Source organism: Cryobacterium sp. TMT3-29-2, from assembly GCF_004564305.1.
Taxonomy (GTDB): Bacteria; Actinomycetota; Actinomycetes; order Actinomycetales; family Microbacteriaceae; genus Cryobacterium; species Cryobacterium sinapicolor.
In genome coordinates, this window is the sequence record NZ_SOGK01000028.1 from 36,735 (window position 1) to 61,032 (window position 24,298).

Consider the following 24,298-nt stretch of genomic DNA (forward strand, 5'->3'; position numbering starts at 1 on the left):
TGCGGCCCCGGAATTGCACAGCCGGACACAGAATGACACCCGAAAGCGGGGCACCTGCCTCCGCTTCCGACACGGCCGGTGGGCCTCCCGAAACACCTCGGTTGCCCGTGTTTCCGCGGTATCCGTCTCGGTCGATGCGGTTCAGGCGCCTAGGCTTTCCCGTCGGTCATGAATTCTTCGAATAGATCGGCCAAGAGAGGCTCGAAGACCCGGTAGAGTCCGGGAGCTCCGGCAATGAGCAGGTCGCCGCCCTCCCGTTCGGCCCCGAAGCCGCCGACGCGGGCGCCGGCTTCGCGCGCCACCAGGGCCCCCGCCGCGTGGTCCCAGGGGTTCAGCCCGCGCTCGTAGTAGAGGTTCAACCGCCCGGCGGCGACTGAACACAGGTCGAGTGCGGCCGACCCGATGCGACGGATGTCCCGAACCTGGCCGATCAGGCCCCGCACCACGTCCGCCTGGCGCTCCCGCTCGGCCGCGCGATAGGAGAAACCGGTGCCCAGTAACGACAGCGACAGCGGCACGGCCGTGGGCACGTGTAGCCGGCGGCCGCCCAGCCACGCCCCCTCACCGGCGGCCGCGGTGAACAGTTCGTCGCCGGTCGGGTTGTAGACCGCGCCGGCCAGGGTGGTCCAGGTGGCCGGGTCCGGGTCCGGGTCTCCCTCGACGACGGCGATGCTGACCGCCCAGGCCGGGAACCCGTAGAGGTAATTGACGGTGCCGTCGATCGGGTCGACGACCCAGGTCAGACCGGACGTGCCGCGCGTGGCCGCCGATTCTTCACCGAAGAAACCGTCATCGGGCCGGGCCTCGGCCAGCAGAGCCCGAATCAGCGATTCGGTCTCCTGGTCGGCCAGGGTCACGATGTCTTCCGGGGAGGACTTCGACGCGGCGACCTGCACCCCTCCGGCGCGTCGCCTGGCGGCCAGTTCCCCCGCGGCGAGCGCGGTGTCCTGGGCGAGGCGAAGCAAACCGGCTGAGGCAGGAGTTGTCATGCCTCAACGCTAGGTGATGCAGAAGTGTGAGTGGCAAGTGAGGGATTCGAACCCCCGAAGTCTAAGACGGCTGATTTACAGTCAGATCCCTTTGGCCACTTGGGTAACTTGCCAATACGCACCCGACCATATGCAAAACACGTGACCGGAGGCGCTCAGACAGAATACAAGGTTTTGGTGCCCAGGGAGAAATCGGCACGTCCGGTACCTATCGGACGGTGGATATGATCGGAGATGACTCAACTTCATTCCCGATAGGAACCTCATGGTAGGCATCGATGACGTCGCCCGCCACGCGGGCGTCTCTACCGCCACTGTTTCGCGCGCACTCAGCGGCAACGGCCATGTATCCCCTGCCACCAGGTTAAAGGTCGAAGCATCCGCCGGGGAACTCGGCTACGTCGTCTCCTCCACGGCATCGAGTCTCGCCTCCGGACGGATGAAGAACATCGGTGTCGTCGTTCCCTTCCTTGACCGCTGGTTCTTCTCCAGCGTTGTCGAGGGTGCTCAGAAATCCCTTTTGAAAAACGGCTATGACCTCACCCTGTTCAGCCTGACCGGCGGCGGCGGCGAGCGCCGAATCGTGTTCAACCATTTCCTGTTGCGTCAGAGAGTGGATGCTGTCATCGCGATTTCGCTCGAACTGACCACGACCGAAGTTGCCACCCTGCACGCACTCGACAAGCCGCTGGTCGGCGTCGGCGGCCCGATCGAGGGTGTTCGCACTCTCACGATCGATGATGTTGCCGTGGCCAGGCTCGCCACGGAACATCTCCTCTCCCTGGGCCACACACGGATCGCACACATCGGTGGAAATGAGGACGTCGACCGGGACTTCCATCTTCCTACCAACCGTCGGGTCGGCTATGAGTTAGCCCTGACGGCAGCTGGAATCACTCCGGCTGCCGAATTGTTCAGGCCTGCGGACTTCACGATGAAGAGCGGCTACCAAGCGGCCATACAACTTCTTGGCAACCCGCGCGGTCGGCCGAGCGCCGTATTCGCCGGCTCAGACGAGATGGCGATCGGAGTCATCCTTGCGGCACGGGACCTCGGCCTCGTCGTGCCACGGGACGTATCCGTGATCGGAATCGATGACCACGAACTCGCGGATTTCTTCGGCCTCACCACGATCGCCCAGTTCCCGCAGGGGCAGGGCGAGAAAGCCGTCGAGATCCTGCTGGACCGGCTGCGCCCCGGCCAGAACCAGCTCTCCTCTCTGAACACCCCGATGCCCTTCGAGCTCCTCGTGCGCTCCAGCACCGCCCGGCCCGGCGAATAGCCACCCACTGGGTACTATTGCAGGCATGGCAGACTCAACGTTCGACATCGTCAGCAAGGTTGACCCGATGGAGGTCGACAACGCCCTCAACCAGGCCCACAAAGAGGTCGCCCAGCGCTACGACTTCAAGAATGTCGGCGCCTCGATCGAGATGAGCGGCGAAAAGGTGCTCATGAAGGCGAACTCCGAGGAGCGCGTCAAGGCGATCCTCGAAGTCTTCGAATCGAAGCTGATCAAGCGCGGCATCTCCCTGCGCAGCCTGGATGCGGGCGATCCCTTCGCCTCGGGCAAGGAATTCCGGATCGAGGCCTCGATGAAGGCCGGAATCGACCAGGAAAACGCGAAGAAGATCAACAAGATCATTCGGGACGAGGGGCCCAAGGGCGTCAAGAGCCAGATCCAGGGCGACGAGCTGCGGGTCAGCTCGAAGAGCCGCGACGACCTGCAGGCCACCATGTCCCTGCTCAAGGGCAAGGACCTCGACGTCGCCCTGCAGTTCGTCAACTTCCGTTAGTCCCGCCCCGGCGGCCGATGCGTCGCGCCGACGGCCGGGCTGGCACGCCCCAAGTCCTCACCAATGCGACGGAGATTTTGCCGATTCGGCCGGCATTCCGGCCGAAAAGCGGGTTGTCCGGCAAAATCTCCGTCGAATTCGTCAGGAGCAGGTCAGCGCTCGGCCCGGGAGATCTCGACCATCTCGTCGCGAGGCACGACCTTGACCCGAATGCGGCCCACGTCGGAGCCGAGCGCCAGTTCGTGCTGGTCGAGCCGGTGCCAGCCGTCCAGGTTCGTGTAGTGCACCCCGCGTGCGTCGAGCAGGTCCAGGATGCTCTGCTCCGACGGGGACTCCGGGCGCCACCAGTTGCCGAGGTCGTTGATCAGGTGCCGCACGGTCTCCATGGCGTCCGACTTCGTGTGCCCGATCAGCCCGACCGGCCCACGCTTGATCCACCCTGTCGCGTAGACGCCGTACATCTGCGTGTTGGCGCCCTTCGACCCGAACGAGGGGTCACCCTTCCAGAGCACCTGTCCCTCCCGGTTGGGGATCACGCCACGCTTTTTGTCGAACGGAACGCCCGGCAGCGGTGAGCCGAAATAGCCGACCGCGCGGTAGACGGCCTGAATCGGCAGCTCGCGGATCTCACCGGTGCCGACGACGCCGCCCTGCCCGTCCGGGGTGGTGCGTTCGTAACGGATGCCGCCGACCCGGCCGGTGCCGTCGTCGACGATTTCGAGGGGCTTGGCGAAGAAGTGCAGGTGCAGGCGGCGACTGGCCGTCCCGGCCGGGCGCTCCCGCCACTTGTTCAGAACCTTGTCGATCACGAAGACCTGCTTGTTGCTGGACACCGCGTCCCGCGCGGCGGCGTCGTACTCGAAGTCCTCGTCGTAGAGGACGATGTCCACGTCGGGCAGGTCGCCGAGTTCCCGCAGCTCGAGCGGGGTGAACTTCACGGAGGTCGGCCCGCGGCGGCCGAACACGTGCACATCCGTCACCGGCGACGCCTTGAGCCCCTCGTAGACGTTCACTGGGATCTCCGTGCTCAGCAGGTCATCGGCGTGCTTGGCCAGCATCCGGGCGACATCCAACGCCACGTTGCCGTTTCCGATGACGGCCACCTCCCGCGCGTCCAGCGGCCAGGTGCGCGGCACGTCTGGGTGGCCGTCGAACCAGCTCACGAAGCGGGCCGCCCCGTAGGAGCCGTCCAGATCGATGCCCGGGATGTCTAGGTCGGCGTCGTGCACTGCTCCAGTCGCGAAGATGACGGCGTTGTAGTGCTTCTTGAGGTCGTCGAGGGTGATGTCGATGCCGAACCGCACATTGCCGAAGACGCGGATGTCGCCGCGGTCGAGCACATCACGCAGGGCCGTGATGATGCCCTTGATCCGTGGGTGGTCTGGCGCGACGCCGTAGCGCACGAGACCGTATGGTGCCGGCAGGTGGTCGAACAGGTCGATCGAAACCTCGAAATTCCGTTCCGCCTTGAGCAGGATGTCGGCGGCATAGATTCCCGCAGGTCCCGCGCCGACAATGGCCAATCGCAACTTGGTCATGGAAGCCTTTCTAGCTTGATCGTTCAACGATCGTGTCGGCGAAGCGGGTGAGGGCCTTCTTGACCGAGCCGTCCGGCAGCGGGGCGAGAGCCTCGACCGCGTCGTGCGCCCAGCCGTGCGCCTCGGCGAGGGTCTGCCCGGTCACGTCGTGCTCGCGCAGCTCGGTGATCGCCGAGTCGGCTTCCGCGGTCGCGACGCCGTTGCTGGCCATCACGTCGCGTTCGAGGCGTTCGAGCAGGGCGGAAGCGGTAGGGTCGTGCGGGGCACGCTCGCGCAGACGCAGCAGCGGCAGGGTGGCCACCCCGGCGCGCAGGTCGGTGCCGGGCACCTTGCCGGTCTCCTCCGGTTGCGGGGAGAGGTCGAGCACATCGTCGATGAGCTGGAAGGCGACGCCAATCTTCTCACCGAACGCGATCACGGGCTTCTCGAACTCGGAGGGGGCGTCGGAGAAGATGATGCCGGCCTGGGCGGCCGCGGCGATCAGCGACCCGGTCTTGTCAGCGAGCACCTGGATGTAGTGCTCCACCGGGTCCTGGCCGGGCTGAGCGCCGACCGTCTCGTGCAGCTGTCCGAGCACGAGGCGCTCGAAGGTATCGGCCTGCAAACGGATGGCCCGCTCACCCAGCCGTGCCATCAGCTGGTTGGCGCGGGCGAAGAGCAGATCCCCGGTCAGAATCGCCACCGAGTTTCCCCACACGGTCTGGGCGCTCGGCACCCCGCGACGCTTGTCCGAGTCATCCATCACATCGTCGTGGTAGAGCGAGGCCAGGTGGGTGATCTCGATCGCCGTGGCCGCGGTGATCACGTCGGACAGGTTACCGCGGCCGAGGTGGGCGGTCAGCAGCGCCAGCATGGGGCGCACGCGCTTGCCGCCGGCGTTGAGCAGGTACCTGCTGGTGACGTTCGCAATCTCATCGGCGAAAGTGACCTCGGCCAGCAGGCTGGCCTCGACCTGAACGATTCCCGCGTCGATCCCCGCGGCGAGGCCGCGGTCCTGGGCTGTGGAGAAAATGCGATCGCTGAGGCCGAGCTGGCTCGTCACGGAAGCACCGCGACGGAACAGGGGCATGCTCGGTTTCACTCTGTCAGCCTAACGATCGGATCTGGGAGGATTCAGGACGGCGCGTCGGACGCATCCGCCGGCTTGACGCCGCGATGCAGGGCCACGATGCCCAGAGTCAGGTTGCGGTAGGCGACGGCGTCGTAGCCGGCATTCCGCAGCCAGGCGCTGAGGGTCTGCTGGTTCGGCCAGGCCACGATCGACTCGCCCAGGTAGTCGTACGCCTCCGCGTTCGACGACGCCAGCTTCACGATCATCGGCATCACCCGAGTGAGGTAGGCGAAGTAGCCCAACCGGATCGGGGCGAACGGGGGCGTGGAGAACTCGCAGATCACGACGCGCCCGCCCGGCTTGGTCACCCGGTAGAACTCGGCCAGGGCCTTCTTGGGCTGGACCACGTTGCGCAGGCCGAACGAGATGGTCACGGCGTCGAACTCGTTGTCGGCGAAGGGCAGTGCGGTGGCGTCGGCCTGCACGAACTCGACCTGCGGGTTGTCCGCGTGGCGTGCACGGCCCACGTTGATCATGCCCTCGGAGAAGTCGGCGGCCACGACGTGCGCGCCCGTCTTCGTCAGCGCGACACTGGAGGTGCCCGTTCCGGCGGCGATGTCGAGGATGCGTTCTCCGCGCCGGGGGTTCACGGCGCGGGTCGCGGCCATCCGCCACAGGGCTGCGTTTCCAACCGAGAGCACGGCGTTCGTGCGGTCGTAATGGGTGGAGACCTGATCGAACATGGCTGCGACCTGCTCGGGCTGCTTATTGAGGTCTGCTCTACTCACTTACTCAGTCTAGATTGCCCACGGACACGCGGGGCTCTCCACAGCCGCTGGCATAGGCTGTGCAGGTGAATGCTCAGGCTCTAACGGTTGAAACCACCCCCATCGCCGACATCCGCCAACTGATTCTTCTGCTCGACACCCGCGAACCACTGCTGTGGATGCGCCGCAACCAGGGTCTGGCCGGCATCGGCACGGCGCTGAGGCTCGAATTCTCCGGCGCGACCCGGTTCACGGATGCCGCCACCGCCTGGCGGGAGATCGCGGCCGCCGCCACCGTGTCCGACCCGATCGCCCGCACCGGCACCGGCCTGCTCGCCTTCGGAGCCTTCGCGTTCGACGCCTCCTCGGCCCAGACCAGCGTGCTGATCGTGCCGCAGGTCATCATCGGGCGCGACAACGGCCGGTGCTGGGTGACCCGCATCTGGCCGACCGGCACCACACCGCCGGAGATCCCCCTGGCTCTGCGCCCCCTCGGCACGGAGTACCGCATCTCCCTGCTGCCGGGCGCGCTGCCTCCGGCCGGCTACCGCGATGCGGTCGGCGAGGCCGTGTCCCGCATCGCCTCCGGCGATCTCAACAAGGTCGTCCTGGCCCGTGACCTGGTCGGCCGGCTGCCGGCCGAATCCGACCTGCGTCGCGCCGTCAGCGAGCTGGCGCTGGGCTACCCCGACTGCTGGACCTACGCTGTCGATGGCCTCGTCGGCTCCAGCCCGGAGACCCTTATCCGCGCCGACCGCGGCGAGGTCAACGCCCGCGTGCTGGCCGGCACCATGTCGCGGGGCGCGGACGCCGCCTCCGACCTGGAGGCCGCCCTCCAGCTGGCCACGTCCACCAAGGACGGCGACGAGCACGAGTTCGCCGTGCAGAGCGTCCTCGCCTCGCTCCGCCCGCACACCTCGCACCTCACGACCAGCGAGATCCCGTTCACCGTGAAACTGCCGAATCTCTGGCACCTGGCGACGGATGTCGAGGGCACCCTGAGCGACGGATCGAACTCCCTCGACCTGATCGCCGCGCTGCACCCGACGGCCGCGGTCGCCGGCACTCCCACCGAGACGGCTCTCGCCCTGATCCGCGAACTGGAGCCGTTCGACCGGGGCCGTTACGCGGGCCCGGTGGGCTGGGTCGGCGCCGACGGCGACGGCGAGTGGGCGATCGCCCTGCGTTGCGCCCAAGTCAGCCCGGCCGGCGGCGTCACGGCCTATGCCGGCTGCGGCATCGTGCTGGACTCCGAGCCCGAGCGCGAGCTCGCCGAGACCCGCATGAAGTTCCGCCCCGTCGTCGAAGCCTTCGGCTGACCTCCGTCCCGCTTTGCCTATCGACTGAACGGCCGTCGCACGGGTGCCCGTTCCGGTCGAGAGTGTCCGTTCCGCGGGTCACTCCCGACCGGAACGGGCACTCTCAAGTCGCGGCGAGGCGGGCCTTCTCGACCTCGACGTCGAAGGCCGCCGACGGCCAAGTCAGGTCCAGGCGCTGCAAGGCGTCGATCAGCAGGTGCTGGACGGCCAGGCGGGCGTACCACTTCTTCTCGGCCGGCACCACGAACCACGGCGCGTCGTCGGTCGAGGTGCGTTCGAGGGCGATCTGGTACGCCTCCTGGTAGGCGGGCCACAGCATCCGTTCGTCGATGTCCCCCGGGTGGTACTTCCAGTGCTTGTCCGGGCGCTCCAGCCGCTCGGCCAGGCGTTCCTTCTGGTCGTCGGAGCCGATGTGCAGCATGACCTTGACGATGGTGGTGCCCTGGTCGACGAGCCCCTGCTCGAAGTCGCGGATCACCCCGTAGCGCTCCTCGATCTCTGCAGCCGGGGCCAGCGCGCGCACCCGGCCGACCAGCACGTCCTCGTAGTGCGACCGGTCGAAGACCCCGATCAGGCCGGCGTCGGGCAGCCGCGTGCGCACCCGCCAGAGGAAGTCGTGGGCCCGTTCCTCGTCGGTGGGCGCCTTGAACGCGTGCAAACGGATGCCCTGCGGGTCGACAGCGCCGACGACGTGGCGCACGATACCGCCTTTGCCGGCCGTGTCCATGGCCTGCAGCACGAGGAGCACCCGGCGCGGGTCGCCGGACCGGCTGTTCGCGAAGAGCATCTCCTGCAGCTCCGACAGCACGCCGACACCGGCGGCGAGCGCCTCGTCCGCGTTGTCCTTCTCCACCCCGTCGAAGCCGGGCGTGGAGCCGGGATCCACGTCCGCGAGCCGGAACCCCGGCGTCACCCGCAGCAACGCCCTCGGTTCGCCGGCCCAGAATTCCTGCTCACTGTGTTCAGTCATGGTGCGCCTTTCGTTGCAGACCAGTGTCCCGCGGGTGTCCCGGCAAACCTAGCGAACCAGCGGAACCTCGAGGATGCTCGGCCCCGCGTGCGGTGCTGTCAGGCTCCGCTCGAGGTCGCTCCGCGTGGCCGCGAGACCGTAGGACCAGCCGTAGGCCGCGGCGAGATGGGCCAGGTCGGCCTGCTGCGGGGTGAAAAGAACCCGGTTGACGGCGTCGGCGCGGGCGGATGCCGCCACCTCGAGGCCATCGAAAATGGTGCCGCCGCCGTCGTTGCCGACGATGATCTGCAGCCGCGGGAGCGCCTCCCCCGGGGTGAGCAGGAGCGATCCGACATCGTGCAGCAGGGTGAGGTCGCCGACCACCAGCCGGGTGAGCCCGGTGGACTGCGGGGTCGGCCCGGTCTGGCTGGCCAGCGCGATGCCGACGCTCGTGGCGATCGTGCCGTCGATACCGGCCAGGCCCCGGTTGGAGTGCACGGAGATCTTCTTGCCGGGAACGCGGCGGTCGGCCACCCGCACCAGCCGGGAGGCACCGAAAACCAGGCGGTCGTGCGGCCAGGAGGCGCGCCAGACGGCGTCCACGAGCATGGGTCGGGTGACCGGCGCGCGCATCGCGGCCAGTTCTTCGCGGGTGATCCCGCGGTCGCTCATCGGGATCGACTCCCGGGCGGCCCCCGCGGCCAGCAGGTGGCGGCTGGACATCACCCAGCGTCCCAGCCATTCCCGCCCCTCGGAGGTGCCGGCCGCTTCGATTGCCGCCGCATCCGGGGCGGCGGCACGGGCGAAGACGCGCACCCGGTGTCCGGGGTTGAACCATTCGATGCCGGAGGGAGCCACCACGATGGTCTCCACGCCCTCGCGCAGGATCATGGCCGGCACCTCGCGGCTGAGCGTCGGATGACCGAACACGACCACGCGCTCGACCCGGCCGCCCAGGTCGGAGGCCAGCAGCAGCTCGCGGTAGGCGGACACGAGGTTCGGGCCGAACCGTGCACCGCTGCACACCTCCGCCAGCAGCGGCCAGCCGCCGGCGCGCGCGAACTCCTCGGCCTCGGCGCCGGCGCCCGCACCGGCGATGACCACGGTGCGCGGGCCGCCCGTGACCAGGAAGACCGGTTCGGTGGCGGCGGACACGACGGACGCGTCGAGCAGCGCGGCCGACTCTGCAACGACGGCCGGGCCCGAGATGGCGTCGGCGGTGAGCGCCACCGGCGCCGACAACGGCTCCCGGAACGCCAGGTTGAGCTGCACCGGGCCCGGATCGAGCGAGGTGGCGCCGGTGGCGGCATCCGTCGCCCGGCGGGCCAGAGTGATGGCGTCGGCGTGCTCGGCGGCCGCGCCCTCCGGTGCGGGCACATCGACGCACAGCCGCGTCGCCACGCCGAACAGGCCGGGTTGCAGGGTGGTCTGGTTCGAACGGATGCCACGGAGCTCGCTCGGCCGGTCGGCCGTAAGCAGGATCATGGGCACCCCGGAGTGATGCGCTTCGAGCACCGCGGGGTGGAGGTTGGCCACGGCCGTGCCCGAGGTGCAGACGACCAGCGCCGGCCGGCCGGACTCGACCGCGAGGCCCAGAGCGAGGAACCCCGCACCGCGCTCATCCAGGCGCACGTGCAGCCGGATCAGACCGATCCGCTCCAGTTCGGCCGAGGCCAGGGCGAGGGCCTGCGACCGCGCGCCCGGGCTGAGCACCACGTCGCGCACGCCGAGACGCACGAATTCACCCAGGAGAGAGACGCTGAAGTCTGTGGCCGGGCTACCGCTGGGCGTGATGTCAGGCATCCCGCCGGCCAGGCAGATCGCCTTCGCCCGGCTCGGCTTTCTTCGGCTCGACCCCGGCCGGGTCGTCCTGGCCGGACTGGTTGCCCTGGCCGGTCAGGCCGGTCGTACCGGTCGTGCCGGAGGCGCCTGTGGTACCGAGGTCCCGGGGATCCGGAGCGTCGAGGTCGGCAAGCTCCTGCTCGAGGGCACGAAGCCGTTCCTGGTCGGACTTGGCCCGGTCCAGACCCTTGAGGAAGTCGATGTCGTCGTCGGGGGCCAATGAACGCACGATCTTTCCCGTGCTGGCGCGGCCGCGACCGATCACCAGCCACAGCACCGGCCCGATCACGGGGATGAGCACGATCACGAACATCCACACCCACCGCGGAAGCCCGCGCACCCGGGGTCGTTGCAGAAGCGCGCAATCCACCAGCGTATAGACGGTGAGGACGACGACGACGACTCCAAGAGCGAACCACAGGCGGACCATCCCCATAGTGTATGGCTCCCACCCGTGAGATCGGTGAGTGATCGCACAGCCCGGCAATCTAAACTGGGCCCATGAAAGCTGTTCCCGCCTGGGTGTCCTATTCGGTCTTCCGCGTGCTCCTGTTCGCCGTTCCGCTCGCCGTGATGCTCGCTCTCCGGATCGAGTGGTGGATCGCCGCGATCGCCAGCGCGTTGATCGGCGCCTCGCTCTCCTTCATCTTCCTGCGGAAGCCTCGCGAGAAGGTCGCTCTGGGTCTGTACCAGGCACGGCACCCCGACAAGGAACCGGTGCACCCGGACGCCGAATCCGAGGACGCGGCCCTTGACCGCGCCGCCGCGCGGGCGGTCGAAACCGACCTACAGCGCGAAGGCAAAGGCGAGTAGCAGCCCGTAGGCCAGACCCGCGAAGCTGGTCAGCTTGAGGGCCAGCACCAGTTCCGCGGCGGTCTTCGCCGTCACCGTGATCAACCCGGCCGGCACCGCGAGCAGCAGCACGAAGAACGTCAGCCAGGCCAGCGGGTAGTAGATCGCGAAGAAGGCGACGATCACGAACGCCAGCAGCAGGAACAGGCAGAAGACGACCCGCGACGCCGTGTTCCCGATCAGCACCGCGAGGGTGCGCTTGCCGGAGGCGCGGTCCGGCTCCAGGTCTCGCAGGTTGTTGACCATGAGCACGGCCATGGCGATCAGGCCGATGCCGACGCCGCTCAGCCAGCTTTCGGTGTTCACGGTGCCGACCTGCACGTAGGTCGTGCCGGTGGTGGCCACGAGGCCGAAGAACACGAAGACGAAGACCTCGCCGAGCCCGAAGTAGCCGTACGGCTTGCGGCCGCCGGTGTAGAACCAGGCCGCGACGATGGCGGCGGCTCCCACCAGCAACAGCCACCACTGGCCGGTCAGCACGACCAGGGTCAGGCCGGCCAGCGCGGCGAGCGCGAAGAACGCGGCGGCGACCGTGAGCACGGCTCGGGGCCGGGCGGCCCCGCTGCCGGTCAGCCGGGCTGGGCCGATCCGGTTGGCGTCGGTGCCGCGGATACCGTCGGAGTAGTCGTTGGCGTAGTTCACGCCGATCTGCAGGCACAGGGCCACGATCAGGGCGAGTACCGCGCGCACCGGGTGAAAGATGCCGGGGCCGCTCGCGACGATCGCCGCTCCGGTGCCGAGGGCCACCGGGGCGATCGCTAGCGGGAGGGTCCGCAGGCGCGCTCCGGAGATCCAGTCGCCCGCGGTGGCGGGGGCAGCCTGAGACGGGCCGCGTCCGGCGGGGCCGTTGCGCCGCGCCGGGTTGCCCGACTTTCCGTTCCGGGCCGCCGACTTCGTCGCTGCCGTGGGGTTCAATCGCTGTTGTGAGGGCCTGACCGGCCGCGCTCCGTGTGCCACGACTTCATAGTACGTGCCGGTGGCTCGGTGTCCCGGTGGCTCGGTGTCCCGGCGTCCCTGTGGCTCGGTCTCTCGGTCTCCCGGTCTCTCGGTGGCACGGTCTCTCGGCGGCTCAAAGATCGGCGAGCATCCGGCTCAGCTGCCGGCGGTCGGGTTTGCCGGTGGGAAGCTGCGGAATCGACGCGACCCGCACAAGGCGCGCGGGCCTCGCCGCCTTGCCCAGCACGGATGCCACGGCTTCCCCGATCCGCTCCAGGGAGTCTTCGGGGAGGACGGCCTCTCCGGGTGCCTCCCCGGCGCCATCCGGCACAACCAGCACCGGAACCTGGCCCCACGTGGCGTCGGGCCGCCCCACCGCCACGGCCTCGCCGAGGCCCGGCAGCGACCGAACGACCCGCTCGACCGCGTCGAGCGATACCTTCTCGCCGCCGGAGATGATCACGTTGTCGACGCGGCCGAGCACGCGCACGATCCCGGTCGCGGCATCCACCTCGCCCAGGTCGCCGGTGCGGTACCAGCGTTGCCCGTGCACCTCGATGAAGCGGTCGCTCGTGCGACCGGGGTCATCCAGATACCCCTCGGCGAGCAGGGAGCCCCTGAGCTCCAGCTGCCCGTCGACGACGCGCACCGCGGTGCTGCCGATGGGCGTGCCGTTGTAGACACAGCCGCCGGAGGTTTCCGACGAGCCGTAGGTGGCGAACACGTGCAGGCCGAGGTCGAAGGCCCGTTCGGCGAGCTGCGGGGGCAGTGCCTGGCCGCCGACCAGGATGCCGTCGAAGCGGCGCAGCACGGCCAGCAGGTGACGGTCGTCCGCGGCCGCAGCGACCAGCCGGGCCAGCTGCACCGGCACTAGGGCGGTGAATCGCAGCGGCTCGGTGAGGAGCTCGGCCGAGGCGGCGAACACGCCCGGGTCGAAGTGGCCGGGCGGCAGCACGACGGGGACGGTGTCGGCCGCGATCGAACGCACGAGAACCTGCACCCCGGCGATGTAGTGCACGGGCAGCGCCAGCAGCCACTGACCGGTGCCACCGAGGCGCACGCTGGACGCGGCGGCGCTGCTCAGCAGGGCGTCGGTGCTGAGCATCACGCGCTTGGGCGCATCCGTCGATCCGGACGTCTCGATCACCACGGCCACCTGCCGGGGCAACCGGCCCAGGCCGGGCCGAGCTGCGGCCTCCTGCCCCCGCGGCACCGGCAGCACGGCGTCGCCGGTGTTGGCCAGCGCCAGGCGCAACGGGCCCATCAGGTCGAGCGGGTGACCGACCGGCACCACCCTCAGCCGCCGGGTCATGATCGCCTAGAACTGCCAGTCGTAGGGACCCCAGTCGGGGTCGCGCTTCTCCAGGAACGCGTCGCGCCCCTCGACCGCCTCGTCGGTGCCGTAGGCGAGGCGGGTGGCCTCCCCGGCGAACACCTGCTGGCCGACCAGGCCGTCGTCCACGGCGTTGAAGGCGAATTTCAGCATCCGGATGGCGGTGGGCGACTTGGTCAGGATCGTCCGGGCCCAGTCCAGCGCCTCCACCTCGAGTTCGGAGTGCGGCACGACGGCGTTCACGGCCCCCATCTCGAAGGCGCGCTGGGCGGAATACTCGCGGGCCAGGAAGAACACCTCCCTGGCGGCCTTCTGCCCCACCTGGCGAGCGAAGTAGGCGCTGCCGTAGCCGGCGTCGAAGGAGCCGACGTCGGCATCCGTCTGCTTGAACTTGCCGTGCTCGGCGCTGGCGATACTGAGGTCGCAGACCACGTGCAGGGAGTGGCCGCCGCCGGCCGCCCAGCCGGGGATGACCGCGATGACGACCTTGGGCATGAACCGGATCAGCCGCTGCACCTCGAGGATGTGCAACCGGCCGCCCCTGGCCTTGTCGATCCCCGATGCGGTCTCGCCCTCGGCGTACTTGTAACCGTCCCGGCCACGGATGCGCTGGTCCCCACCGGAGCAGAACGCCCAGCCGCCGTCCTTCGGGCTCGGTCCGTTGCCGGTCAGGAGCACCACCCCGATGCGCGGGTTGACGCGTGCGTCTTCCAGGGCGGCGTGCAGCTCGTCGACGGTGTGCGGGCGGAACGCGTTCCGCACCTCGGGCCGGTTGAACGCCACCCGGGCGATCCGCCCGGTCACGTCGTGGTGGTAGGTGACGTCGGTGAGGCGGTCGAAGCCCGCGACCTCCTGCCACTGGCTCGGGTCGAAGATTTCGGAAACCTGTTCGATCATGCACCCCAGCCTACGCGGGCCCACGGCGGCGGATTGCGGCCGGCCACGAGCCGCTCCGGAGCAGGTATACACCCCCCTTCGAGTGGCAAAGTCAAGCCCCTTGAGGCCTCCGTGTTCACCCTGTGTACTGAACTATTGAGAAATACTCGGAGGTAGTGATGGCCGGCAATGGCACACGAAAAACGATCCGCGAAGACGGGCGACAGACCCAGTTCACACGGACTCAGCGCACTCGGACTCCTCTCACACAGAATTCGACCGCCCCCGCGAGAGACATCGGAATCAGCGAACTCTCCCCCACGGAATGGCGCATCAGTGACCGGATGATCGCCGACGGCGATCCGGCGGCTCTCGTCGGATTCATCCAGCGCGTGGACGACGCATTCGAGGTGACGGACTTCGGCCGCCCTCGGGAGCGGTCGTACTTCTCCTCCTTCGACCGGGCAACGGCCAGTCTCGCCGTCCGTCCGGCACCCACCGGGGCGGCAGTGCGATGAGCACGGTCACGCAACAGACCCAGCCCTCGCCCGCTCCCGCACCCTACAGCGCGTCGACGGATGCCTTCGGCGACTACCTGCGCCACATCGGCAAGGGCCCCCTGCTCTCCGCCGTCGACGAGGTGACCCTCGCCCAGCGCATCGAAGTCGGGCTCTTCGCCGCGGAGAAGCTGTCCCACGGAGTCGACGACCCGTCACTGGCCCGCGAGCTGGCCTGGCTGGCCCACGACGGCCGCCGGGCCAAGAACCACTTCATTGAAGCGAATCTGCGCCTGGTGGTCAGCATCGCCAAGCACTACTCCGGCCGAGGCATGCCCATCATGGACCTCGTCCAAGACGGCAACATCGGCCTCGTCCGCGCCGTCGAGAAATACGACTTCATGACCGGCTACAAATTCTCCACCTACGCCACCTGGTGGATCCGCCAAGCCATCCACCGCGGCATGGCCGACAAATCCCGCATGATCCGCATCCCCGTACACACCGCGGAGAAACTCAACAAGATCAAGCGCATCCGCCGCGACCTCACCAGCACCCTCGACCGCGAACCCACGCTGCGAGAACTCGCCGACGCCTCCCAAATCCCGGCCCGGGACGTGTCCCGGCTGCTGCAGTACGACAACGAGCCCATTTCCCTGCACTCCCCGGTCGGCGACGGCATCGGCGACATCTCCGAGCTGATCATCGACGACGACCTGCCCCAGCCCGACGAGTATGCGACGGTGACTCTGCGCGCAGCCGATATCAGCTTCTATCTCGATGCGCTTCCGCCACGGGAACGGTCCATTCTGACAGCCCGGTTCGGCCTGGACGGCAGCGCGCCGTGCACGCTGGACCAGATCGCGGTCGTACAGGGCGTGACCCGGGAACGGGTGCGCCAGATCGAGAAGCGCGCACTCGCCCTGCTGCACGTGCCCCGACTCGAGCGGTACCTGCGGGACTGATCCGGGCAATATCCCCCGAAATGAGCTTGGTGACGCGCGCCCGTTCGCGCTATGGTCAGCTCTAACTTTGTCATCGGGGGAGATATGGGCAAGCTCACGTACAACTCGTCCTTGACAGCAGATTTCGACGACCGGGTCCTCGCCCACATCCAGGTCGTCATCGGGGCGAAGTTACGCCGCGGTGAGTGCTTCTATTTTACCTGGCGAGACGACCCCCAGGGCGGCGACGGTCGCAGCACGATCTGGCTGCATCCCGCGATCCCCCTGGCCTACAAGTATTTCGGCGGGCGCTCCCCCAGCCTCAACCGCGAATGGATCGAAGCCCTCATGCTCTCCGCCAATTCCTCCGGCGGCCTGCAGCTCGTGCCGGAGCCACACCGACCTGCGACAGTACTGGTGAAGGACGAATCGTGAACCGAGTCGACATTGTCTACGGCGGGGCGCAGTACTCGCTCGGCGGCCGGTCGGTCGAGTCCATCCAAAACGAGGTCGAGGCCGCGCTCGGGTCGGGGAAGCCCTACTGGCTGCGGGTGAACAGCGGCGGTGGGCGCTTTGAAGACGCCTACCTGCTGATCGTGCCGGGTGTCCCCTTCGCGATTCTCAACTTCAAGCCGAACAACGGCACGGACATCGATCTCGAGGTGGACGGGGCGTTCAACCATGACGTGCTCTGATCCGTCGGAGATCACCGCGGTCGGACGCCCCAGACCTGCGGGCGTTCCCCGGGAAGGCCCTCGGCTGGCACACTGGACGTATGCTGCCAACACTGTCTGAGTTGCTCGGATCTGCCCGCGTCGTCGCCTTGCCGTTGGTCACGCGGTTCCGCGGACTGGACACCCGCGAGGCGCTGCTTCTGAAGGGACCGGAAGGCTGGGCGGAGTTCTCACCGTTCGCCGAATACGACGACGCGGAGGCGGTCACCTGGCTGCGGGCCGCCCTGGATTTCGGCTGGCAGGTCACGCCCCCTCTGCTACGGGAGCGCATCCCCGTCAACGCCACGGTGCCGGCGGTCACCGCCGAGGAGGTACCCGGCGTGCTCGCCCGGTTCCCCGGCTGCCGAACCGCCAAGGTGAAGGTCGCCGACCCCGGCCAGACGCTGGCGGACGACGTGGCCCGCGTCCGTATGGTGCGCCGCGTCCTCGGGCCGGAGGGGCGCATCCGTGTGGATGCGAACGGCCTCTGGAACGTCGATGAGGCGGAGCACGCCATCCACGCCCTCAACGAGTTCGATCTCGAGTACGTGGAGCAGCCGTGCGCCACCATCGAGGAACTCGCCGAGATCCGCCGCCGGACCGGCTACCTCGACGTCGGCGTCGCCGCCGACGAGAGCGTGCGCCGCGCGGAGGACCCGCTGCTGGTCGCCCGCACGGGCTCCGCGGACATCCTCGTGATCAAGGCGGCGCCGCTCGGCGGAATCCACGCCGCACTGGCGCTGATCAACCAGACCGGGCTGCCCGCCGTGGTATCCAGCGCCCTCGACACCTCGGTCGGCATCTCGATGGGTGCCCACCTGGCCGGCGCGATCCCGGAACTGAACTTCGACTGCGGGCTCGGCACGGCCTCGCTCCTCGGCGCCGACATCACCGCCGACCCGCTGCTGCCGATCGACGGCGGCATCCCGGTTCGCCGGGTCACCCCTGACCCCGAGCTGCTCGACCGCTACGCGGCAGCAGACGACCGACGTGACTGGTGGCTGGCCCGACTGACCCGCTGCTACGCGCTGCTGACCGACTAGCGCCGTCCACCGGCTACTGCCTCACCCGTGCCACGGCCGCCCCACGGCCGGGACCGCCGTCACGCCCCGAACGAATTCGACGGAGATTGTGGGCTCACGGCAGCTCTTCGGCCCCTTTTGGCCCGGTTTGGGGAAAATCTCCGTCGAATTCGTCAGGCGGCAGAGCGTTCGGCTAGAGGCCGGAATAGGCGTGCAAGCCCTTGAAGAAGACATTGACGATTCCGAAGTTGAACATGACGGCGCCGAAGCCGATGATCGACAGCCAGGCCGACCGTGAGCCGCGCCAGCCGCGGGTCGCGCGGGCGTGGATGTAGCCCGCGTAGAGGGTCCAGATGATGAACGTCCAGACCTCCTTCGTGTCCCAGCCCCAGTACCGGCCCCAGGCCTGCTCGGCCCAGATCGAACCGGCCATGAGGGTGAAGGTCCAGAGGATGAAGCCGATGATAGTGACCCGGTAGGCGAGGTTCTCCAGCGTGGCCGCCGACGGCAGGGTGGCCAGGAACCGCAGCCGCCCGCTCTTCGCGGACGCGAGGAGCGACTCCCGCCGGAACTGGAGGAGCTGCACGGTGGAGAGGGCGAACCCGAGCGCGAAGAAGCCCGTGCCCAGCGAGGCCACGAAAACGTGGATGACCAGCCAAGCCGACTGCAGCGCCGGCGGCAGGGGCGCGACCTCGACGTAGAAGCGTAGTGCCGCGATGCCGAGCAGCACGAGCACCATTCCGGTGACGAAGGTGCCGAGGAAGCGCAGGTCGGCTCGGGTCAGCACGATCAAGAACACCGACACGATTAGCAGGGTTCCCGTCATCGCGAACTCGTACATGTTCGCCCAGGGCACCCGCTCAGCCGCCACTCCGCGGAGCACGGCCGACATCAGGTGGATCAGCCAGGCCAGCACGGTGAGCGAGACGCCGACCCGCAGGCTGGCCGAGCGGCCGTAGGGGGTGACCGCGTCGTTAGCGATGCGTGCACTGATGCGGGTCAGAGTGGTGGTTCCGCCCGAGGTTTCGGCCGCTTCCCGGTGCGCGGAACCGGCTAGGCGCTCCCGGTCGTCCGCCGCCGTGGCTGAGGTGACCGCCGCGGAGCGCTTCGCCAGGTCGAAGGAGAAGGCGATGAACGCGAGGGCGTAGACCGCCATGGCCGAGTAAAGGCTCAGAATGGAGAGCTCGTTGAGATTCACGGTGTCAGCCTATTTCTGTTCGAATGCCGGGGTGGCCGATTGGGAGGAGAACAGCAGGTCCGTATGCCGACCGGCGAGGTCGGAGACGGCGGATTCCAGGGCCGGGTCCTCGCCGCGGGCCAGACCCGCGTACTCGAGGCGCAGCGAGCCGTCCTGCGCCGTCACGGCCTTCACCCAGACCCGCCGGCGCGGCACGAACAGCGACGTCAGCAGACCGAGCAGTGCAAGCACGGCGAAGGACAGCACCCAGAGCTGGGTGGGGTCGTGATGGATGTCGAACGAGGCGAACCGGAGCACCGAACCGGAGAAGTCCCCGTTCTGCGCCCCCGGGGCGGCGTCGTCGAAGCTGACGGTGCCGAGGCCGTTCGGAAGGTCCCTCGTATCCCCCGGCGTGAGCTCGATCGATTCCACGTCGGTCTTGCCGCCGGTGAGCTGGGTCATCTTGTCGATGTCGAGCGAGTAGACCGAGGTCGGCACGCCCGCGTCCAGGCCCAGGTCGCCCGAGTAGACGTTGAGGGTCAGCAGTGGGTACTGCAAATCCGGGAAGGAGGAGAAGAACGCCCCGGATTCTGCCTCTGCCTGGGTCGGGTAGAAGAAACCGATCATGCCGAGCTGCTCGGCCAGCCCGTCGGGAATCTTGATCACGCCGAGGGAGGTGAGGTTGGCATCCTGCGGCAGGAACGGCACGGAGTCGGTGAAGACGACCACCCCGTTCGGGTCCTTCACGGTGATGGTCGGTGCGTAGCCGTTGCCGAGCAGGTAGACGTCGGTGCCGCCGGTGCGGGCCGGCCCGTTCACCTTGACCTGGCTGGACTCTGCATCCTCACCTCGCGGGGTGATGGTGACGTCGGCCGTGAAGTCGATCGGCTGACCATAGGCTTTGAGGTTCTTCTCCTCGTAGACGACGTCGAAGTCATCGAGGGTGAGCTTGTACGGCTTCAAACTGGCGTCATTGAAGAACCGGCCGGGGTTGAACGAGTCGTAGGCCAGCAGCGTGTTCACGAAGGTCTGCCCCTCGACCAGCACACGCTGGCCGCTGAAGCCGAAGCCGCCGCCGAACCCGACCGTGATCAGGATTCCGACCAGGGCGAAGTGGAAGACCAGGTTGCCGGTTTCGCGCAGGTAGCCGCGCTCGGCCGAGACCGAGGTCTCCCCGCGATTCTCGAAGACGGCCGCCCGGTAGCCGCTGGTCTTCAGAAGCCGGCGGGCGGACTCGACCGCTGCCTGGGCATCCGTGCCGGCCGGAGCGGTGCGCGTCGTGAAGCCGGCCAGCCGGGACAGCCGGGCGGGAGTGCGCGGCGGCTTGGCCCGCAGCGCCAGGTAGTGGTGCTTGGTGCGCGGGATGACGCACCCGATCAGCGAGATGAACAGCAGCAGGTAGATGGCCGAGAACCACGCCGACGAGTAGACGTCGAAAGCCTGGACTTTGTCCAGCAGCGGCGCCAGGTCGGGGTTGTCGGTGAAGTACTGGGTGACCCCGTTTGGGTCGGAACTGCGCTGGGGAACCAGGGAGCCCGGCACGGCGGCAATCGCGAGCAGCAGCAGCAGGAACAGCGCGGTGCGCATGTTCGTCAGCTGGCGCCAGAACCAGCGCAGCCAGCCGACGAAGCCGAGGCGCGGCTGTACGATTCCCGCGGAGGCAGGGGCGTCGTAGTGGTCAGATGGCCGGGACATAACTTCCGATCGTTCCTTGCAGGTCGAGGAGCCAGACGTTCCACACGCCGCTCACCATGAGCACGCCGATGAGCACGAGGAGGAGTCCGCCGAACAGATTGATGGCCCGGACGTGCCGTTTCAGGAAGGAAACGGCACCGGTCGCCCAGCTTAGGCCGAGTGCGATCAGGAGGAAGGGGATGCCCAGCCCGAGCGCGTAGAACAGGGCCAGCAGGCCGCCCTGCCAGGGAGAGCCCGTGGTCAGGCTGAGGGAGTTGATGGCGGTGAGCGTCGGGCCGGTGCAAGGGGTCCAGCCCACGGCGAAGACTGCGCCGAGCAGAGGGGCGCCGGCCAGGCCCATCCGCGGTTTCCAGGATGCCTTCATGCTGCGCTGCGCGAAACCGAACTGGCCGACGAACACCAGGCCGAGCAGGATCACGACGACACCGGCGATGCGGGTGATCGCATCGCGATACTGGTTCAGCCAGAACCCGGCAACGCCGAAAATGAATCCGGTGAGCACGAAGACGAGGGTGAAACCGAGGATGAACAGCGCGACCCCGAGCAGCAGACGATTGCGGCCCCGGCGGTCGCCGCGCGCGGCGGTCGTGCTGCCGTCGGTGAAGCCGCCGATATAGGCCAGGTAGCCGGGCACGAGCGGGAGGATGCAGGGAGAGGCGAACGAGACGAGCCCGGCCAGCACGGCGATGGGAATGGCCAGGACAAGCTGTCCGCTGAAGACGATCTCGCCGAAGGGGTTGTCCACGCCTACGAATCCTCGGCGATCGCGTCGCGCACGAGGGTCTCGAGGATCGAGGGCTCCGAGACCGCACCGAGGATCCGGGCCGCGACCCGGCCTGACCGGTCGAGCACCAGCGTGGTGGGAACGGCGTTGGGCGGGATGCTGCCGCTGAATGCGAGCTGCATGCTCCCGTTGTCGACGTCCATCACTGACGGATAGGTGATGCCGAAGCTCTCGTTGAACGCGGTCGCGTTCGCGGCCTGGTCCCGCACGTTGACGCCGACCCAGTGGGCGTCCGTGCCACCGAATTCCTCGTTGAGCTTCTGCAGGGCCGGGGCTTCCGCCCGGCAGGGCGCGCAGCTGGCGTACCAGAAGTTGACCACGACGACCTTGCCGGCATAGTCCTCGCTGGCGAGCGGTGCACCGTTCTCGTCGGCGCCGCTCCAGACGATGGGATCGCCGCGCTCCGCGGCCGGGATCTCGGTCCAGCTGCCGTCGCCGGCTATGAAGCCCTTGCTGCTGCCCTCACGGTACTGCTCTGCGAGCGGGTCGGTGGAGCACCCGGTCAGCAGCAGGGCCACGGCGACCAAGGCTGTGACGGCGGCGCGGGGACGAAGGTTCATACGGCTCCTACGTCCGAGGCGCCGGCCTGCAGCGACAGGGCAGGGTTGGAGTAGCCGGTCTCGGCGAGGAGGCCGCCGGGCCAGGACAGGGTGGTCACACTCGACAGGTCGCAGCGACGCTTGCGCGGATCGTGGGCCAGGCGCTGACGGGCCAGGGCGCGGTGCACCATCCAGATCGGAAGCTGGTGGCTCACGAGCACGACGTCGCCCTCGTCGACCGAGTTGCGGGCATCCTCGATCGCGGTGAGCATGCGCTTCCTGATCGAGTCGAACGGTTCGCCCCAGCTGGGGCGCAGCGGGTTGATCAGCGCGGGCCAGCTGCGGGGATCGTGCAGGGCCCCACCCGTGCCCCGCATCCGTTTGCCCTCGAAGAAATTGGTCGGCTCGATGATGCGCGGGTCGATGTCGACCGGAAGGGTGAAGGCCGCAGCGACCGGCGCGGCCGACTCCTGTGCGCGCTGCAGCGGAGAGGAGATGACACGAACGACGGGGCACCCGCGATCCACCAGATCGGCGGCCGCGACAGCGGCCATTTGCGCGCCCAGGTCGGAGAGGCGGAATCCGGGCAGGCGCCCGTACAGGACGCGTTCGGGGTTGAAAACCTCACCGTGCCGCACGAGATGTACCTGACTGGCTACCACCCTTCCAGTCTACGGAGGGGGCACCCGCGAATACGCCGAGAGCCGTGCGGCTAAACTTGACCGGTGACTGAGCGCATACTGATCAAGAACCTGGCCGCCCTCGACAATGGACCCGTGACGGTGTCCGGATGGGTCGACACCGTCCGGGACCAGAAGAAGGTGCAGTTCGTCGTGCTGCGCGACGAATCCGGCGCGGTGCAGCTCGTGAACCCGCGCACCACGGATGCCGACGGCACCGTCGTCGCAGACGAACCGGCCACCACCATCTCGACCCTCTCGCAGGGCAGCTTCGTCACCGTCACCGGCGAGCTCAAGCACGACGAGCGCGTCAAGCTCGGCGGCATTGAGATCAAGCTCGCGACTCTCGAGGTCGTCACGGTCGCCATCCCAGAGACCCCCATTGCGTCGGACTCCAGTCTGGACAAGCGCCTCGACTGGCGCTTCCTTGACCTGCGCCAGCCCAAGCAGAACCTGATCTTCCGTCTCCAGACCACATTCGAGCACGCGCTGCGAACGTACTGGATCGACAACGACTTCATCGAACTGCACACCCCGAAGCTGATGGCCAGCGCGAGCGAGTCCCGCGCCGAGCTGTTCGAGGTGGAGTACTTCGACACCAAGGCCTACCTCGCGCAGAGCCCGCAGTTCTTCAAGCAGATGGCACAGGCCGCCGGCTTCGGCAAGATCTTCGAGGTCGGACCGGCGTTCCGCGCCGACCCGTCCTTCACCAGCCGCCACTCCACCGAATTCACCAGCGTCGACTCCGAGATCAGCTGGATCGACAGCCACGAAGACGTCATGAAGCTGCACGAGGAGCTGCTCGTCGCCGGATTCACCGCCGTCAAGGAGAAGCACGGCGACGAGGTCCTGGCCCTCTTCGGCGTCGAGGTCGCCGTGCCCAGCACGCCGTTCCCGCGCATCCCGCTGGCCGAGGCCAAGGAGATCGTCAAGAACCGCGGCTACGAGGTTCCGCGCGACGACGACGACATGGACCCGGAGGGCGAACGTCAGATCGCCGCTTACGTGCTCGAGACCTTCGGCCACGAGTTCGTCTTCCTCACCGACTACGCCTCGAGCATCCGGCCGTTCTACCACATGCGCCACGAGGGTGACGCGAGCATCACCAAGAGCTACGACCTGATCTTCAACGGCACCGAGATCTCCACCGGCGCACAGCGCGAGCACCGCATCGACATCCTGGTCGAGCAGGCGAAGGAGAAAGGCGTCGACCCGGAGGAGATCGAAGGCTACCTCGACTTCTTCCGCTACGGCGTTCCGGCGCACGGCGGGTTCGGCATGGGCCTCGCCCGGGTCCTGATGTTGATGCTGCACCAGGCCAGCATCCGCGAGGTCACCTACCTGTTCCGCGGCCCAACGCGCCTCGAGCCGTGACCGGGAGGGCTGACCCGCCGAGTTCGGCGGGACAGCCGGGGTAACGGTCCGCAGGTCAGACGACGATGTCGACGGCCATCCGGGACGACACCACGGAGCGGATGAAGGCTCCCGCGGCCTGGTGCGCCGGGTGCACCTGGTAGCGGTCGACCGCGTCCAGATCGTCGAAGTCGGCGATCAGCACGACGTCCCAGTTGGCGCCGCCGGCGACGTCGAAACCCACCCGCAGGGAGCGAATCTCATCGACGACGCCGACGAGCCCTTCCAGCCGCGCCTGGATTCCGGCCGCGGCAGTCGCCTTCTCGGCCGCGTCGGTCGCGGCCAGCTGCCAGGAGACGATGTGCCGGATCATCGCACGGCCAGAAGCGCCGTGCGCAGCCGCAACGGATCGATGCGCCAGTAGTTGTGCACCTTGCCGTTGAGCAGGAGTACGGGGATGTCCTCGACGTACAGGGCGTGCAGCGCGGCGTCGTCGAGGATCGACCGCTCCTCAAGCACGATCTCGGGGGCGGACGGGTCATCGGCGAGTTTCGTCATGACGCTGCCGACCAGATCCCGGGCGTCGTCGCAGAGGTGACAGCCGGGCTTGCCGATCAGGGTGAGGAGTGCGGTAGCCATCCCTCCA

Annotated in this window: 27 protein-coding genes and 1 tRNA gene; 10 read left to right on the forward strand and 18 right to left on the reverse strand. The window is 68.1% G+C overall.

Features of this window, described 5'->3' with window-relative positions:
- Positions 1–149: 149 nt before the first annotated feature.
- Both E3O67_RS03660 and E3O67_RS03665 read right to left on the reverse strand, forming a co-directional pair.
- Complete coding sequence (locus E3O67_RS03660) at positions 150–989, reverse strand: inositol monophosphatase family protein (RefSeq protein ID WP_135101888.1); 840 nt, start codon at positions 987–989, stop codon at positions 150–152.
- A 31-nt stretch (positions 990–1,020) separates the two neighbouring features.
- Positions 1,021–1,102 (reverse strand) — tRNA-Tyr (locus E3O67_RS03665).
- Positions 1,103–1,254: 152 nt separating this feature from the next.
- On the opposite strand from E3O67_RS03665, the gene E3O67_RS03670 reads away from it, so the two are divergent.
- Together E3O67_RS03670 and E3O67_RS03675 are read left to right on the forward strand one after the other, a co-directional pair.
- On the forward strand, positions 1,255–2,271 hold the full coding sequence (locus E3O67_RS03670; RefSeq protein ID WP_134396048.1) for a LacI family DNA-binding transcriptional regulator: 1,017 nt from the start codon (positions 1,255–1,257) through the stop codon (positions 2,269–2,271).
- Positions 2,272–2,296: 25 nt separating this feature from the next.
- Positions 2,297–2,785 (forward strand): YajQ family cyclic di-GMP-binding protein, encoded by a 489-nt coding sequence (locus tag E3O67_RS03675; RefSeq protein WP_134363544.1) that lies wholly within the window; start codon positions 2,297–2,299, stop codon positions 2,783–2,785.
- Positions 2,786–2,937: 152 nt separating this feature from the next.
- Here E3O67_RS03675 and E3O67_RS03680 read toward each other — a convergent pair whose 3' ends face one another.
- From E3O67_RS03680 to ubiE, 3 genes are read right to left on the reverse strand one after another with little or no spacing between them, the layout of a single operon-like run.
- Entirely contained in the window at positions 2,938–4,323 is a 1,386-nt protein-coding gene (locus tag E3O67_RS03680) for an FAD-dependent oxidoreductase (RefSeq protein ID WP_135101890.1), read from the reverse strand.
- 10 nt (positions 4,324–4,333) lie between these two features.
- A complete protein-coding gene (locus tag E3O67_RS03685; RefSeq protein ID WP_370260024.1) occupies positions 4,334–5,404 on the reverse strand; it encodes a polyprenyl synthetase family protein in 1,071 nt (356 codons plus the stop codon).
- A 32-nt stretch (positions 5,405–5,436) separates the two neighbouring features.
- Positions 5,437–6,162 carry a bifunctional demethylmenaquinone methyltransferase/2-methoxy-6-polyprenyl-1,4-benzoquinol methylase UbiE gene (gene ubiE, locus E3O67_RS03690; RefSeq protein ID WP_134430809.1) on the reverse strand — a complete coding sequence of 242 codons (726 nt, stop codon included), beginning with the start codon at positions 6,160–6,162 and terminating at the stop codon, positions 5,437–5,439.
- A 65-nt stretch (positions 6,163–6,227) separates the two neighbouring features.
- On the opposite strand from ubiE, the gene E3O67_RS03695 reads away from it, so the two are divergent.
- A complete protein-coding gene (locus tag E3O67_RS03695) occupies positions 6,228–7,460 on the forward strand; it encodes an isochorismate synthase MenF (protein WP_241981971.1) in 1,233 nt (410 codons plus the stop codon).
- A 103-nt stretch (positions 7,461–7,563) separates the two neighbouring features.
- On the opposite strand, the gene E3O67_RS03700 is transcribed toward E3O67_RS03695, so the two are convergent.
- The 3 genes from E3O67_RS03700 to E3O67_RS03710 are packed head-to-tail and all read right to left on the reverse strand — an operon-like array spanning position 7,564 to position 10,681.
- Complete coding sequence (locus tag E3O67_RS03700; RefSeq protein ID WP_134430806.1) at positions 7,564–8,430, reverse strand: polyphosphate kinase 2 family protein; 867 nt, start codon at positions 8,428–8,430, stop codon at positions 7,564–7,566.
- A gap of 48 nt (positions 8,431–8,478) precedes the next feature.
- Positions 8,479–10,212 carry a 2-succinyl-5-enolpyruvyl-6-hydroxy-3-cyclohexene-1-carboxylic-acid synthase gene (gene menD / locus E3O67_RS03705; protein WP_134430803.1) on the reverse strand — a complete coding sequence of 578 codons (1,734 nt, stop codon included), beginning with the start codon at positions 10,210–10,212 and terminating at the stop codon, positions 8,479–8,481.
- On the reverse strand, positions 10,205–10,681 hold the full coding sequence (locus E3O67_RS03710) for a PLD nuclease N-terminal domain-containing protein (RefSeq protein WP_134430801.1): 477 nt from the start codon (positions 10,679–10,681) through the stop codon (positions 10,205–10,207). Before E3O67_RS03710 ends, menD begins: the two co-directional genes overlap by 8 nt.
- Positions 10,682–10,752: 71 nt before the next feature.
- Between E3O67_RS03710 and E3O67_RS03715 the strand changes: the two genes are divergently transcribed.
- Positions 10,753–11,064, forward strand: a complete 312-nt coding sequence (locus E3O67_RS03715) for a DUF4229 domain-containing protein (protein ID WP_134430798.1) — start codon at positions 10,753–10,755, stop codon at positions 11,062–11,064.
- Here the strand turns inward: E3O67_RS03715 and E3O67_RS03720 are convergent.
- The 3 genes from E3O67_RS03720 to E3O67_RS03730 form a co-directional block, all read right to left on the reverse strand.
- Positions 11,038–12,018: a 1,4-dihydroxy-2-naphthoate polyprenyltransferase gene (locus E3O67_RS03720; protein WP_135101892.1), complete on the reverse strand. Its 981-nt coding sequence runs from the start codon at positions 12,016–12,018 to the stop codon at positions 11,038–11,040. The two genes, E3O67_RS03715 and E3O67_RS03720, sit on opposite strands and share 27 nt — an antisense overlap.
- Before the next feature lie 154 nt (positions 12,019–12,172).
- Positions 12,173–13,351 (reverse strand): AMP-binding protein, encoded by a 1,179-nt coding sequence (locus E3O67_RS03725; protein WP_206750556.1) that lies wholly within the window; start codon positions 13,349–13,351, stop codon positions 12,173–12,175.
- Between the two features lie 6 nt (positions 13,352–13,357).
- The gene (locus E3O67_RS03730) at positions 13,358–14,269 is read right to left on the reverse strand and encodes a 1,4-dihydroxy-2-naphthoyl-CoA synthase (protein ID WP_134430792.1); all 912 of its coding nucleotides are present in this window, start codon (positions 14,267–14,269) and stop codon (positions 13,358–13,360) included.
- Positions 14,270–14,592: 323 nt separating this feature from the next.
- On the opposite strand from E3O67_RS03730, the gene E3O67_RS16810 reads away from it, so the two are divergent.
- The 5 genes from E3O67_RS16810 (at position 14,593) to E3O67_RS03750 (ending at position 17,445) form a co-directional block, all read left to right on the forward strand.
- On the forward strand, positions 14,593–14,766 hold the full coding sequence (locus E3O67_RS16810; protein WP_167726464.1) for a hypothetical protein: 174 nt from the start codon (positions 14,593–14,595) through the stop codon (positions 14,764–14,766).
- Positions 14,763–15,710, forward strand: a complete 948-nt coding sequence (locus E3O67_RS03735) for an RNA polymerase sigma factor RpoD/SigA (protein ID WP_194092284.1) — start codon at positions 14,763–14,765, stop codon at positions 15,708–15,710. The genes E3O67_RS16810 and E3O67_RS03735 overlap by 4 nt, the downstream gene beginning before the upstream one ends.
- Before the next feature lie 84 nt (positions 15,711–15,794).
- Positions 15,795–16,124 carry an ATP-dependent DNA ligase gene (locus E3O67_RS03740; protein WP_134395424.1) on the forward strand — a complete coding sequence of 110 codons (330 nt, stop codon included), beginning with the start codon at positions 15,795–15,797 and terminating at the stop codon, positions 16,122–16,124.
- A complete protein-coding gene (locus E3O67_RS03745) occupies positions 16,121–16,384 on the forward strand; it encodes a hypothetical protein (protein ID WP_134430786.1) in 264 nt (87 codons plus the stop codon). Before E3O67_RS03740 ends, E3O67_RS03745 begins: the two co-directional genes overlap by 4 nt.
- An 80-nt stretch (positions 16,385–16,464) precedes the next feature.
- Positions 16,465–17,445 (forward strand): o-succinylbenzoate synthase, encoded by a 981-nt coding sequence (locus E3O67_RS03750; protein ID WP_134430783.1) that lies wholly within the window; start codon positions 16,465–16,467, stop codon positions 17,443–17,445.
- A 172-nt stretch (positions 17,446–17,617) separates the two neighbouring features.
- Here the strand turns inward: E3O67_RS03750 and ccsB are convergent, their stop codons facing one another.
- From ccsB to E3O67_RS03775, 5 genes are read right to left on the reverse strand one after another with little or no spacing between them, the layout of a single operon-like run.
- Positions 17,618–18,580: a c-type cytochrome biogenesis protein CcsB gene (gene ccsB, locus E3O67_RS03755; protein ID WP_134430868.1), complete on the reverse strand. Its 963-nt coding sequence runs from the start codon at positions 18,578–18,580 to the stop codon at positions 17,618–17,620.
- A gap of 51 nt (positions 18,581–18,631) precedes the next feature.
- Positions 18,632–20,296: a cytochrome c biogenesis protein ResB gene (locus tag E3O67_RS03760; RefSeq protein ID WP_134430780.1), complete on the reverse strand. Its 1,665-nt coding sequence runs from the start codon at positions 20,294–20,296 to the stop codon at positions 18,632–18,634.
- On the reverse strand, positions 20,280–21,041 hold the full coding sequence (locus E3O67_RS03765; protein WP_135101894.1) for a cytochrome c biogenesis CcdA family protein: 762 nt from the start codon (positions 21,039–21,041) through the stop codon (positions 20,280–20,282). Before E3O67_RS03765 ends, E3O67_RS03760 begins: the two co-directional genes overlap by 17 nt.
- Positions 21,042–21,043: 2 nt before the next feature.
- Positions 21,044–21,640 carry a TlpA disulfide reductase family protein gene (locus E3O67_RS03770; RefSeq protein ID WP_135101896.1) on the reverse strand — a complete coding sequence of 199 codons (597 nt, stop codon included), beginning with the start codon at positions 21,638–21,640 and terminating at the stop codon, positions 21,044–21,046.
- Positions 21,637–22,281 carry a histidine phosphatase family protein gene (locus E3O67_RS03775; RefSeq protein WP_134430771.1) on the reverse strand — a complete coding sequence of 215 codons (645 nt, stop codon included), beginning with the start codon at positions 22,279–22,281 and terminating at the stop codon, positions 21,637–21,639. The genes E3O67_RS03770 and E3O67_RS03775 overlap by 4 nt, the downstream gene beginning before the upstream one ends.
- 63 nt (positions 22,282–22,344) lie before the next feature.
- Between E3O67_RS03775 and aspS the strand changes: the two genes are divergently transcribed.
- A complete protein-coding gene (gene aspS, locus E3O67_RS03780) occupies positions 22,345–23,673 on the forward strand; it encodes an aspartate--tRNA(Asn) ligase (RefSeq protein ID WP_167726466.1) in 1,329 nt (442 codons plus the stop codon).
- Between the two features lie 55 nt (positions 23,674–23,728).
- Here aspS and E3O67_RS03785 read toward each other — a convergent pair whose 3' ends face one another.
- The gene (locus tag E3O67_RS03785; protein ID WP_134430768.1) at positions 23,729–24,025 is read right to left on the reverse strand and encodes a Dabb family protein; all 297 of its coding nucleotides are present in this window, start codon (positions 24,023–24,025) and stop codon (positions 23,729–23,731) included.
- On the reverse strand, positions 24,022–24,291 hold the full coding sequence (locus E3O67_RS03790) for a glutaredoxin family protein (RefSeq protein ID WP_134430766.1): 270 nt from the start codon (positions 24,289–24,291) through the stop codon (positions 24,022–24,024). The genes E3O67_RS03785 and E3O67_RS03790 overlap by 4 nt, the downstream gene beginning before the upstream one ends.
- Positions 24,292–24,298: the final 7 nt, after the last annotated feature.